Origin of the sequence: Halomicrobium urmianum (genome assembly GCF_020217425.1) — an archaeon.
Lineage (GTDB): Archaea > Halobacteriota > Halobacteria > Halobacteriales > Haloarculaceae > Halomicrobium > Halomicrobium urmianum.
On record NZ_CP084090.1, the window covers coordinates 1,488,042 to 1,500,685 of the forward strand.

General features: G+C 70.1%; 8 protein-coding genes and 1 tRNA gene. 4 read left to right on the forward strand and 5 right to left on the reverse strand.

Annotated elements, in window-relative coordinates; translation table 11 throughout:
* The first annotated feature begins 129 nt into the window (after positions 1–129).
* Positions 130–200: transfer RNA gene (locus tag LCY71_RS07215), tRNA-Gly, on the forward strand.
* A gap of 750 nt (positions 201–950) precedes the next feature.
* Here the strand turns inward: LCY71_RS07215 and LCY71_RS07220 are convergent.
* The 4 genes from LCY71_RS07220 to LCY71_RS07235 all read right to left on the reverse strand — a co-directional run bounded on the left by LCY71_RS07220 (position 951) and on the right by LCY71_RS07235 (position 4,140).
* Positions 951–1,625 carry a class I SAM-dependent methyltransferase gene (locus LCY71_RS07220; RefSeq protein WP_225335688.1) on the reverse strand — a complete coding sequence of 225 codons (675 nt, stop codon included), beginning with the start codon at positions 1,623–1,625 and terminating at the stop codon, positions 951–953.
* Positions 1,594–2,844 carry a CDP-glycerol glycerophosphotransferase family protein gene (locus tag LCY71_RS07225; RefSeq protein ID WP_225335689.1) on the reverse strand — a complete coding sequence of 417 codons (1,251 nt, stop codon included), beginning with the start codon at positions 2,842–2,844 and terminating at the stop codon, positions 1,594–1,596. Before LCY71_RS07225 ends, LCY71_RS07220 begins: the two co-directional genes overlap by 32 nt.
* Positions 2,841–3,569 carry a phosphocholine cytidylyltransferase family protein gene (locus LCY71_RS07230; protein ID WP_225335690.1) on the reverse strand — a complete coding sequence of 243 codons (729 nt, stop codon included), beginning with the start codon at positions 3,567–3,569 and terminating at the stop codon, positions 2,841–2,843. The genes LCY71_RS07225 and LCY71_RS07230 overlap by 4 nt, the downstream gene beginning before the upstream one ends.
* 211 nt (positions 3,570–3,780) lie before the next feature.
* Entirely contained in the window at positions 3,781–4,140 is a 360-nt protein-coding gene (locus tag LCY71_RS07235) for a DUF7344 domain-containing protein (protein WP_225335691.1), read from the reverse strand.
* 165 nt (positions 4,141–4,305) lie between these two features.
* Here LCY71_RS07235 and leuS point away from each other — a divergent pair, with 165 nt between their 5' ends.
* Positions 4,306–7,230 (forward strand): leucine--tRNA ligase, encoded by a 2,925-nt coding sequence (leuS, locus tag LCY71_RS07240; RefSeq protein WP_225335692.1) that lies wholly within the window; start codon positions 4,306–4,308, stop codon positions 7,228–7,230.
* 84 nt (positions 7,231–7,314) lie between these two features.
* Positions 7,315–9,717 carry a bacterio-opsin activator domain-containing protein gene (locus tag LCY71_RS07245; protein WP_225335693.1) on the forward strand — a complete coding sequence of 801 codons (2,403 nt, stop codon included), beginning with the start codon at positions 7,315–7,317 and terminating at the stop codon, positions 9,715–9,717.
* A gap of 40 nt (positions 9,718–9,757) precedes the next feature.
* Here the strand turns inward: LCY71_RS07245 and hisG are convergent, their stop codons facing one another.
* The gene (gene hisG / locus LCY71_RS07250; RefSeq protein WP_225335694.1) at positions 9,758–10,603 is read right to left on the reverse strand and encodes an ATP phosphoribosyltransferase; all 846 of its coding nucleotides are present in this window, start codon (positions 10,601–10,603) and stop codon (positions 9,758–9,760) included.
* Positions 10,604–10,725: 122 nt separating this feature from the next.
* Here hisG and LCY71_RS07255 point away from each other — a divergent pair, with 122 nt between their 5' ends.
* Positions 10,726–12,030 carry an amidohydrolase gene (locus tag LCY71_RS07255; protein WP_225335695.1) on the forward strand — a complete coding sequence of 435 codons (1,305 nt, stop codon included), beginning with the start codon at positions 10,726–10,728 and terminating at the stop codon, positions 12,028–12,030.
* Positions 12,031–12,644 lie beyond the last annotated feature (614 nt).

Genomic DNA, 12,644 nt, shown 5'->3' on the forward strand with positions numbered 1-12,644 from the left:
ACTCGTGGACGTACGTCCACTTCGGCGCGAAGCGCTACGTTCAAGTGCCATCGGACGGTTCTGCTAAGTGAGAGCGCCGTTGGTGAGCGAACGTGGAACGTTCGTGATCCGCGGGCGCGAGGAACGAGCGCGCCGTTGGTCCAGTGGTAGGACAGTGGCTTCCCAAGCCACTAGCCCGGGTTCAATTCCCGGACGGCGCATGCGAGAACCTCGGGTTGCGAGCGGCGACCCGAGGGAGCCGCGAGCCTTCTGCTGCGAGCAAACCGCGGGCAGCGAATGCAACTTCGAGGGAATTGAGCCCTATCAGTCGCAGCCCGGGAAGCGAACGCAGTGAGCGACCCGGAACGTCTGATTCCGGTCGACTCCGACGACCGGCGTTCGCGGGCGAAGCCCGCTCACTCCCGGACGGCGCACTTTTCTACTCTCGTGGAGTTCTGCGCTGAGTGTGTCTCTGGAGTCCTATATAGACCCTCGACAGAGTGTGTGAGCAGCCAGAAAGCCCCGACCGGCTACACCCGGGGGTGCCGATAGACTCACGTCGCTCGTCTATCGAGATCACGCTCGCTCCGCTCGCGTGACGCTCGCTGCGCGCTTCGCTCACGCCGTTCGCTCCAGTGCTTGTGATCTGAAAATCGCCTCCGGCGATTTTCATCATCCCGAAAGAGCTACGCTCTTTCGGGCGACGTCGTCCGCCGTCGTGTAGCCGGCCGCCCCCTTTCAGTCCCGCCCGTAGCCGGCTGGTCAATCCACGCTGGGCGGGACTGAAAGGGGCCGAGCGCTCGACTGGTCCCCGGCGAAGCAAGCACCGCAACGGAGTGAGGAGCGCAGCGAGTCGCGGGCCATCGAGCGCTCGGGGGCTTTCTGGCTCTTTGAACTAGACGTTGCCATCGCTATATCCGCACGATACGTGTTTTCTCTGGACCGGCCAGAGAAGCCAGCCACGAGTCCTCCTACTCCGCGGTCAGGACGAAGATGCCGCGCTCGGGTTCGTCGACGGCCCGCTCGACGACGTCGTACCCCTGCTCGTCGAGGGCGTCGCGCGTCGCTTCCTCGGGCGTGCCGAAGCAGGCGTGGGTCTCCACGACGACCGTTCGGGGTTCGGTGTCGAGGTTCCGGAGGACGTCGGCCTCGGCGCCCTCGCAGTCGAGGACGAGGACGTCGCAGTCGGGGAGGGCGCTCGGGGGGCGGCGGGCGGCGCCGGAGCCGTCGCCGTCGACCTTGACGCCGGGTCCGACGAGGGCGTGGTGGACCGCGACGCGGTCGTCGACGCCGTTGAGGGCAGCCGTCTCCCTGACGTACCGGTACCGGTGGCGCGCGGGCTCGAACGCGGTCACGTCTCCGTCCGGACCAGCGCGGCGGGCGGCGACGACGCTGGAGACGCCCCAGCCGCCGCCGACGACGACGACGTCGTCGCCGTGCTCGACGGCGGACCGGACCGCGTCGATCAGCGTGGCCTCGTACTCCGGGAACTCGTCGGTCAGGTCGAGCAGCGGGATCCGGCGGACGGCGACGTCGTTGAACACGGCGATCTTCTCGGGCAGGTGCGGTCGGACGAACCGGTTGTACGCCCGGCGGACGGCGTCCGGGACGTCGTCACGGCTCGGGAACGTGTTCTCTCGGTGCATCGTCGATCGGTGTGTTGTGGGCCTGCGCGTCGGTCGGTCCGACCGCGTCGTCCGTCACGAGGTCGACTACGCGGGCGGCCGATCGGCCGTCGACGTCGTCGAAGACCGCATCCCGGACGGCCGCCCGGGCGTCGGCGTAGCCGTCGGTTCCGTCCGCGCAGTCGTCGAGGGCGCTCAGTAGCTCGTCGAAGTCGGCGGCGATCGGCCCGGGCGTGGCGGCCTCGTAGTCGAAGTACAGGCCCGCCTCGGCCTCGTAGGAGTCGCGGTCGTACGCGTAGAAGATGACGGGCCGGTCGAGCAGCAGGTAGTCGAAGAACACCGAGGAGTAGTCGGTGACGAGCGCGTCGACGTGCCGGAGCGCGGGGTAGACATCGAAGTCCGGCGGGAGAACGCGGACGCGGTCGAGGTCGGCGGCGTCGACGTCGTGGTCCTCGAACGGGTGGAACTTCACGAGCAGGTGGGCGTCGCGGTCGGCGAGGAAGGCGTCCAGCGCAGCGAAGTCGACGGCGTCGGCGGGCGAACGACCGTCCTCGCGGTAGGTGGGCAGGTAGGCGAACACCGGTCCGTCGAGCGCCGCGACCGCGTCGTGGAGCGCCCGGTCCTGACCGACGTCGAAGCCGGGGACCTCGCGGAACAGCGCGTCGTTTCTGGGGTATCCCGTGACGGAGACCCGGTCCCGATCGATCTCGAACGCCGAGCAGAAGACGTCGACGAAGCGGCGTCCGGTCACCGCGACGCGGTCGAACTGCTGGTAGACGTAGCGGCGCGACAGCCGCTCGAACGGCGAGGCCCGCTCGAACTGCGGCCCGTCGGCGGAGATGCGCTTGAGCGGGACGCCGTGCCAGAGCTGGACGACCTCCGCGCCGCCGGTCGGCCACAGCGGGAGGCCGGTGAAGCCTCCGGTCGTGAAGACGCGGCCGGCGCGGGCCAGCGTGCGGAGCCCCTCGGCCGCGTCGGTGCGGTAGGCCTCGTATCCGCGCTCCCGGAGGGCGGCGACCGTCTCGTCGCTCTCGGAGAGCCACACCGGCCGGACGTCGAGGTCGTCGCGCTCCTCGACGTGGAGGAACAGGTACTTCGCGTTCCCCTCGAAGCGCTCACCGCCGCGGCAGCCGAAGGCCCACAGGTCGTCGTCGCGGGGGACGAGGTGGGCGGCCCGGTGGGCCGCGAGGGAGGTGGCCGCGCCGGCGAGCGTCCGGAGCGCGGTCCGCCCCGGACTCACTCCGCGGTCACCTCGCCGAACAGCCGCCGGCCCGTCCGCAGGTCGTCGTGGTCGTCGATCTCGATCCAGTCGCCGTCGACCGGGACGACGCTCACGTCGACGGCGTCGAAGATGCGGTCGAACGCGGCCTCGTACCACTCGTTCGTCCGGCCGGCGTCGACCAGCGCGTCGAGTTCGTCGACCAGCGCGTCGGCGCCCGCGGGGCTGAACTTGCTCACGCCGATGTACTCGCCGGTCGCCGCCGAGAGGTCCTTCCCGATGGCCACCGCCTCGTCGCCCTCGGTCCTGACCTTCATCTCCTCGTCGCCGAGAGTCTTCTCGGCGTCGACGAGCAGGGCCGAGCCGTCGGTCGCGGCGAGTCGCCGCAGGCTCGCGGCCGGGAACAGCGTGTCGGAGTTGACGAGGGTGAACCCGTCGTCGAGGCGGTCGCGGGCCAGCCACAGCGAGTAGAGGTTGTTGGTCGAGTCGTACGCGTCGCTGTGGACGAAGTCGACGTCGAGGTCGAACCCGGCGGATTCGCAGAACTCGCGCACCTGGTCGGCCTCGAAGCCCGTCACGGCCGTCACACGCTCGTAGCCGGTGCGGTCGAGCGACTCGAAGATGTGACCGAGGATGTGGCGGTCGCCGACCTCGACGAGCGTCTTCGGGGTCGACTCGGTCACTGGTCGCAACCGAGTCCCCATGCCGGCAGCGAGCACGACAGCATGACTACGTTCGTCACACATGCACTCGTGTTAGGACAGTAACATCAAGAAGCCTTCTCGCCGGTTGGTTACCGGGAGGAAAGCGACTGGACACCAGCTACGGTCTATAGTAGAAATTGAAACTATTCACACATCGAGGGGCACCCCGGGTGCCCCTCGAGTGTGTCAGTGCGTTCAATTTCTACTATAGAGGGAGGAGGGTAGACGACGGCGAGGGCGTCGCTCGGCCGCGCTACTCGGGCCCGACGACGGACAGCAGCGTCTCCACGTGGGCCCGCTGGTCGGCCGCCGAGAGCGAGACGAGTTCGGCCTCCTCGTCGTAGGTGACGAGGCCGGCCTCGTCGAGCTTCGGCAGGTGGTTGTGGTGGAGCGAGGCGTAGGTCCGGAGGACCGCCGCCTCGGGGACGTCGGGGAAGGCCACGTCGTGGTCCCGCTCGGCGATCAGCTCGGCGAGGTCCGCGAGGGCCAGGGTCCGGTGGTCGAGCAGCGAGCGGAGGACGAACCGTCGGCAGTCGTGGTCCAGAACGTCGTAGAGACGGTCGATCCGCTCGCGTTCGCTCTCGTCGGCGGCCTCTGGGTGTTTCTCTGACATTGGTAGCGTGCTCCGATCCCGTGGGCGGCGTGTCGTTCGAGAGAATATCATTAATGAAAATAAGTGTTGTGGACGACGGCCGGTCGCGTCCCGTGTTCGGCGTCCCGGACCCGTTCGAAACGTCGACCCCTTTAGTCCCCCGGGCACGTGAGGTCGGACAAGAACATGGCTACAGACGAGACGGGGTACGAGCCGGCCGAGATCGAGCCGGAGTGGCGCCAGCGCTGGGCCGAGCAGGAACGGTACGAGGTCGACCCCTCCGAAGAGGACAGTGAGGCGCAACGCGCCTCAGAACAGTCGAGCGGTGACGGGACGGAACCGCGAGACAAGACGTTCATCACCGTCCCCTATCCCTACCCGTCGGGCGGGATGCACATCGGGCACGCCCGCACGTACACGGTGCCGGACGTCTACGCCCGGTACCGCCGCCAGCAGGGCGACAACGTCCTCTTTCCCATCGGCTGGCACGTCACGGGCACGCCGATCATCGGGGCCGTCGAGCGCCTCAAGAAGGGCGAGGAGAAGCAGCTGTCGGTGCTCCGGGACACCTACAACGTCCCCGAGGACACCCTCGCGGACCTGGAGACGCCGATGGGCTACGCCCGCCACTTCATCGAGGAGCACTACAAGGCGGGGATGAAGCAGCTGGGCCTCTCGATCGACTGGCGCCGCGAGTTCACCACCGAGGACGACCGCTACGAGAAGTTCATCACCTGGCAGTACGAGACCCTCAGGGACCGCGGCCTGCTGGAGAAGGGGCTGCACCCGGTCAACTACTGCACGAACGAGGAGCAGCCGGTCACCACCCACGACCTGCTGGAGGGCGAGGACGAGGAGTTCCAGGAGTACACGCTGATCAAGTTCTCCGCCGACGAGGGCGGCGAGAGCGTCGTCTACCCGATGGCGACGCTGCGGCCCGAGACGGTGCGGGGCGTCACCAACGCCTACGTCGACCCCGACGCGACGTACGTCCGCGCGACGGTCGATGGCGAGACCTGGATCGTCTCCGAGGACGCCGCCGAGAAGTTCGAGCTGCAGGCCCGCGACGTCGAGGTCCACGAGCGGATCGACGGCGCCGATCTGGTCGGCCGCCGCGTCGACAACCCCGTCACGGGCGACGAGATCCCGATTCTGCCCGCGGACTTCGTCGACGTCGACAACGCCACCGGCGTCGTCATGTCCGTCCCGGCTCACTCGCCGGACGACTACGTGGCGCTGCAGGACGCCAAAGAGCGAGCCGACGACCTGACCGAGTACGGCCTCGACCCCGAGGACGTCCGGGCCATCGAACCCGTCCCGATCCTCTCCGTCGAGGGCTACGGCGAGATCCCCGCCCGCGACGCCGTCGAGGAGTACGGCGTCTCCGGCCAGGGCGACCCCGCGCTGGACGATGCGACCCACGAGCTGTACAACGCCGAGTTCCACGGCGGCGAACTGAACGACGACTACGGCGACTTCGCCGGCGCGGTCATCGAGGACGTCCGCGACGAACTGAAGGAGTACTACCAGAGCCAGGGCGACTTCGACGCGATGTACGACTTCGCGGCCGAGGTCGTCTGCCGCTGCGGCGGCGAGGTCGAGGTCGCCGAGCAGGACACCTGGTTCCTGCGATACAACGACGAGGAGTGGACCGCGAAGGTCGAGCGGGCCATCGAGAACCTCGACGCCATCCCGGAAAACACCCGCCAGCAGTACTACAACACCGTCGACTGGCTGGAGGAGTGGCCCTGCATCCGCAACTACGGCCTGGGCACGCCGCTGCCGTGGGATCCCGAGTTCATCATCGAGCCGCTGTCGGACTCGACGATCTACATGGCCTACTACACCATCGCCCACCGGCTGTCGGACGTGCCCGTCGAGGAGCTGGATCGTGACTTCTTCGACGCCCTGTTCTACGGCGAGGAGGCCGTCGAGGACCCCGACCCGACGGCGCTGGAACTGCGCGAGGAGTGGTCCTACTGGTACCCCGTCGACTACCGCTGCTCCGCCGAGGACCTCATCAACAACCACCTCACCTTCTTCCTCTACCACCACGCGGAGCTGTTCGACGAGGACGAGTGGCCCCAGGGGATCACCGGCATGGGCATGGGCCTGCTGGAGGGCCAGAAGATGTCCTCCTCGAAGGGCCACGTGGTCCTGCCCGACGAGGCCATCAGCGAGTACGGCGCCGACACCGTCCGCTTCTTCCTGCTGAACAGTTCCGAGCCCTGGCAGGACTTCGACTGGCGGTCCGACGAGGTCGGCTCCACGCACGACCAGCTGGCGCGGTTCTGGTCGCGGGCCGTCGAGCTGATCGATGGCCCCGAAGGCGACCGCGACGCCCTCGAGGACATCGACCGCTGGCTGCTGGCGAAGCTCCAGGAGACCGTCGAGGCCGTCACAGACAGCCTGGAGCGCTTCGAGACCCGCACCGCCAGCCAGGAAGCGTTCTACCGCTTCGAGGAGCAGCTGCGGTGGTACCGCCGGCGCGCCGACCTCGACCGGCCGGGCGCCCGGTGGACGCTGCGCCACGTACTGGAGACGCGCCTGCGCCTGCTGGCCCCCTTCGTCCCGTTCATGGCCAACGAACTGCACGAGCGCCTGACCGGCACGCCCGCCGAGGACGCCCCGTGGCCCGAGGTCGACGAGGCGTTCCGCGACGAGTCCGCCGTCGCCAGCGAGGCGCTGGTCGAGGACCTCCACGAGGACGTCGCCGACATCCTCGAAGTCACCGGCGAGGACCCCGAGACCATCCGCGTGTACGTCGCCGCCGACTGGAAGCGCGACGTGTTCGCCGCCGTCCGCGAGGCCGGGGCGAACGTCGGCGCGGTGATGAGCGAGGCGATGTCGAACCCGGACCTGCGCGAGAAGGGCGACGCCGTCAACGACCACGCGCAGGAACTGGTCGAGTTCGCCCGCGGCCGCGACGACGGCGAACTGGCGACGCTCGCGGCCCTGGACGAGCGGGCCGTCTACGAGGACGCCGCCGACTTCCTGGCCCGCGAGCACGACGCCGACGTCGAGGTGTACGCGGAAGACGAGGACCCCGAGGACCCCGCGGGCAAGGCCGACCAGGCCGTCCCGTTCCGGCCGGCCATCCACGTCGAGTAACTGCCACCGGGCGACCGTTCGGCCGTGCGCGCCGACCGCCGTTTGGCCCCTCTTTTAAGTCAGGTCGTCCCTAACGAGTGAGGTATGTCGAGCGGAGTGCGCGTGGTGGTCTGCGGGGACGACGAGGGCTGGGTGGCCGAGGCCGCCGCGGAACTGGAGGACGCGGCCGACTGCGAGGTGGGGACGGCGGTCGGTGAGGTCCCCGCGCAGGCGGGAGACGCCGACTGCCTGGTGACCGACGGCGCGAGCGTCGAGCGCGTCCGGCGCGCGGCGCCGGAGACGCCGGTGATCTGTCTCGTCGACGACGCGGCCGCCGTCGACGCGGCGCTGGCGGACGGCGCGACCGACGTCGTCCGGCGGGGCGACGGCAGCGAGCGCGTCCTCGCCCACCGGATCCGGACGGTCGTCGACGGCGAGGGGGACGCCAGGGGACGGAACGCGGGCGCGGGACGGACAGCGAGCATGCGGGAAGCGGGCGAGGTGGTCGAGGCGCTGGACGCCGGCGTCGCCGTCCTGGACGACGGCGGCCGATTCGACGACGCGAACGACGCGTTGGCCGCGCTGACCGGCCGCGACCGGAGCGAGCTACTGGGCGAGCACGTCGCTCTCGTCGCCGGCGAGGACGCGGGCGAGCGCGTCGACCGGGCGCTGGACCGACTGGAATCGACGGGGGACGGCGCGACGGTCGAGCTGGAGCTCCGGCCGGAGCGGGGGGAGCCGACGCCCTTCGAGGTCGACCTGGCGGCGCTGGACGGGGCCGGCGCGGTGGCCGCGTTCCGGGACGTCTCCCGCCGGAAGCGCCGCCGGGACCTGATCTCGCAGCTCCAGGAGACCTCGCGGGCGCTGATGCAGGCGCCCAGCCGCGAGTCGATCGCCGAGATCGCGGCCGACGCCGCCGAGTCGCTGCTGGGGTTCGAGTTCAACATCGTCCGGCTGTACGACGCCGACTACCGGGTGCTCCGGCCCGTCGCCCGGACCGACGCCGTCGACCAGCGGATGAGCGAACGGCCGGTCTACGACCTCGACGAGGGCCAGCCCGGGAAGGTGTTCGCCTCCGGCGAGCCCGCCGTGGTCCAGGACCTCCGGGCGCTTTCCGACGGCTTCGACCGCGAGCCCGCTCGGTCGGCCATGTACTTCCCCATCGGCGTCCACGGGACGCTGACCGTCTCGACGGCGACGGTCGACGCGATCGACGAGGTGGACCGCCGGGTGGCGGAGCTGCTGGCGACCAACGCCGCCGCGGCCTGCAACCGCGCCAAGCGCGAGCGGGAGGTCCGACAGGCCCGCGAGCGCATCGCGACCATCCTGGAGCGGATCAACGGGCTCGTCGAGGACACCGTCGAGGTGCTCGTCGAGGCGACCACCCGCGAGGAGGTCGAGGCCGGCGTCCCCGAGCAGCTGGCCTCGGCCGACCCCTACGTCTTCGCCTGGCTGGGGCGCCCGGACGTTCGCGCCGAGACCATCGCCGCCCGCGAGTGGAGCGGCGCGGCCGACCTCGACGTGAGCGACGTCGAGGTGCCGATGGACGGGGACGACCCCGGCGCCCGGGCCCTCGCGGCCGGCGAGTCCCGCGTCCTCGACGGGGACGACCTGGCCGGCGCCGCCGGGTGGCTCGCCGACGCCGCCGAGGCCGGCGTCGCGTCGGTGATGGCCGTTCCGCTCTCCTACACCGACACGAACTACGGTGTGCTGTACGTCTGCGCCGACAGGCCCGACGCCTTCGACGAGCGCGAGCGCGTCGTGCTGGACGCGCTGGGCCAGGCCGTGGCCAACGCCATAAACGCCATCGAGAGCGGACGCATCCTCAGCGCCAACAAGGTCATCGAACTGGAGTTCACCGTCGACGACTCCGACCTCCTGTTCTGCCGGCTGACCGGCCGCACCGACGCCGCGATCGAATCGGCCGGCACCGTCACCCAGGAGGAGGGGTCGCTGCGCCTGTACCTGACCGCCGAGGGCGACGACGCGGGCGCGGTCCTCGACGCGCTGCGGGCGGACGACGCCGTCACCGAGGCCCGCTGCGTCGCCGAGCACGACGGCGAGGCGCTGTTCGACGCCACCGTCACCGAGTCGCTCGTTGCCACGCTGGTCGACCACGGCGCCGTTCCGAAGGCCATCGAGAGCGAGAACGGCGTGACCCGCTACGGCGTCGAGCTCCCCTACGAGGCCGAGGCCCGCGAGGTGTTCGGCCTCGTTCAGGACAACTACGTGAACACGGACCTCGTGGGCTATCACGAGCACGAGCGTCCCGTCCGAACCCAGCAGGAGTTCCGCTCGGCGCTGGCCGACCGGTTCACCGGCCGCCAAGAGACGGCGCTGCGGACGGCCTACCTCGGCGGGTTCTTCGAGTGGCCCCGCGAGGTCGACGGCGACGAACTGGCGGAGGGCATGGACATCTCCCGACCCACGTATCACCAGCACCTGCGGGCCGCCCAGCGGAAGGTCTTCGAGGAGCTGTTCGAGGGCGAGACGACCGCGCGCAGGTAGAGCGAAGGAGAGTGACTAGACGGGAGAGCGACGGAGAGCGCTACTCGACGAGCCGCTCGATCTCGGTCACGAGGACGTCGCTGGCGCCGACGGCCTTCAGTTCGGTGATCGTCTCGAACACCTCGCCTTCGTCGACGACGGCGTGGACGGCGACGTCGTCGGAGCCGGCCACGTCCATCACCGTCGGCCCGCCCATGCCCGGGAGGACCTCCTTCACGTCGTCCAGGGCGTCCGCGGGGGCGTTCATCATGAGGTAGCGCTTGCCCTCGGCGTCGACCACCGAACTCAGCGCCGTCGCGACCTGGCGGACCTTCTCGTCGTCGGCCACCTCCTCGCGGGCGAACAGCCGCACGGACGATTGCAGCACCTCGTCGACCACCTCCAGCCTGTTCATCCGCAGGGTCGTGCCCGTCGAGGAGATGTCGACGATGCCGTCGGCGATGTCGACGTGCGGCGTCAGCTCCGTCGCGCCGGAGACCTCGGTGATGTCGACGTCGACGTCCATCTCCTCGAAGTAGTCGCGGGTGACGTTCGGGAACTCCGTGGCGACGCGGCCACCCTCGAAGTCGTAGACGGTCTCGACGTCGCCGTCCTCCGGCGCCGCCAGCACCAGGCGGCACTTCCCGAAGTCCAGGTCTCGCAGTTCCACCAGGTCGACCGGAGCCTCGCAGACCTGATCGTAGCCCGTGATTCCCACGTCGGCGGCGCCGTCGGCGACGTACTCCGGGATGTCCGCGGCGCGGGCGTAGAGGATGGTGACGTCGGGATCGACCGTCTCGGCGTACAGCTGGCGGTCGGCCCCGTCGACGACGTGCAGCCCCGCCCGCTCCAGCAGGTCGACCGACGGCTCGTGCAAGCGCCCCTTGTTGGGCACGGCGATGCGCATACCCCCACTGGCAGCGCGGCGGGCAACTGTCTTTCCCCTCGCGGCGGCGTGGGGCCCGGAGAGCGTGCGAGAGTCTATCGCCGAACGGCAGACTGACGGAGGGGGCCGTCCAACCTCGGGCCATGAGCGAACTCCTCGTGACCGGCGGGCAGGTGCTCCGGCCGGACCGCACGGTCGAAGACGCGGACGTGCTCGTCGATCAGGTCAACGGCGAGATTCTGGCGGTGGACGACCCGGGCGCGCTCGGCCCGGCGGACGACGAGCTCGACGCCGAAGGCGGGCTGGTGATGCCCGGGCTCGTCAACGCGCACACGCACGTGGCGATGACGCTGCTGCGGGGCTACGCCGACGACAAGCCGCTGGACGAGTGGCTGCAGGAGGACATCTGGCCAGTCGAGGCCGAACTGACGGCAGACGACGTCCGGGTCGGGGCCGAACTGGGCCTGCTGGAGCTGATCAAGTCCGGCTCGATCGCCATCTCCGACATGTACTTCCACGTCGACGAGATCGCCGAGGCGGTCGAGCGGGCGGGGATCCGTGCGAAGCTCGGACACACGGCGATCACCGTCGGCAAGGACGAGGAGGGGGCGCGGGAAGATATGCGGCAGAGCCTCGACGTGGCGAGGGAGCTGGACGGCGCCACTGACGGGCGGATCACCACGACGTTCCAGCCCCACAGCCTCACGACGGTGGGCGAGGAGTACCTCCGCGAGTTCGTGCCGGAGGCGCGGGACGCGGGGCTGGCGATCCACTTCCACGCCAACGAGACCGAGAACGAGGTCGATCCCATCGTCAAGGAGCACGGCGAGCGGCCCATGGAATACGCCGACGACTGCGGGCTGTTGACCGAGCGTGACTTCCTGGCTCACGGCGTTCACGTCGACGAGACCGAGATCGACCTGCTGGCCGAGCGCGGGACGGGGGTCGTCCACTGCCCGGCCTCGAACATGAAGCTCGCCAGCGGGATGGCGCCGGTCCAGGACCTGCTGGACGCCGGCGTCCCGGTCGGCCTGGGTACCGACGGCCCGGCCTCGAACAACGACCTCGACCTGTTCGACGAGATGCGCGACGCCGCGATGCTCGGGAAGCTGGCGGCCGACGACGCCGGCGCGATGGCGGCCGGTACGGTCGTCGACGTCGCGACGGCGGGCGGCGCGGGCCTGCTGGGCATCGACTCGGGGCGGGTCGCCGCGGGCGCCAACGCCGACCTGATCGTGCTCGACCTGGACGCGCCCCGCCTCACGCCCGCCCACGACCTGGTGAGTCACCTCGCCTACGCCGCCAGCGGGAGCGACGTGCGTCACACCGTCTGCGACGGTCGCGTGCTCATGCGCGACCGCGAGGTGCTGACCCTGGACGAGACCGCGGTGAAGGAGCGCGCCCGGGAGCGCGCAGCCGACCTGATCGAACGGGCCGAGGCGAACTGACCACCTGGCAGGTCAGATCGACCGCTCGTCGATCGAACGTAGCGTCGAGTCCGACGCCGGCCCGGTCGCGACGGCGACCCGCCGCCGTCGCCGCCACCGGATCGGACGATCGCCGTCAGGGCGGCGGCCGCCGCCTTTGTTTCAGCATATTCGAGGTGCTTTTATGGTCGCATTCCGCCAACTGCTGGGCACGTCGTCCGGTGAAGACCCTTCCGTGAACCGGTACCTCGTCGCGCTCGCCGGAGTCGTCGCCGTCGGCGGGGCCATCGTCGCGGCCCCCGTCCGGGACGCCGGACCGGTCGCGTCGGTCGCGGACTGGGCCGTAGCCGGCGGACTGGTGGCGCTGATCGTGCTAGGCGGGGGCGCGCTCGTCCGCTCGTACAGGCGCGCAGTCGACGGTGGCGGTACCCGCGACGCTGGTGCGGCCGAGTCGCAGGCCGCGAACGGGGGATCGATCCGATCCGTCCGCTCGGCCTCAGCTCGGACACCTGGAAGCTCTCGCCGGTCTGGGTCATCATCGCGGTCGCTCCGCTGGCCATCGAGACCGGCCCAGTGCCGTGGTTCGTCTTCCCTGCCGCCGGGGCCGTCGGACTGTACCTCACGCACCGGCTGTG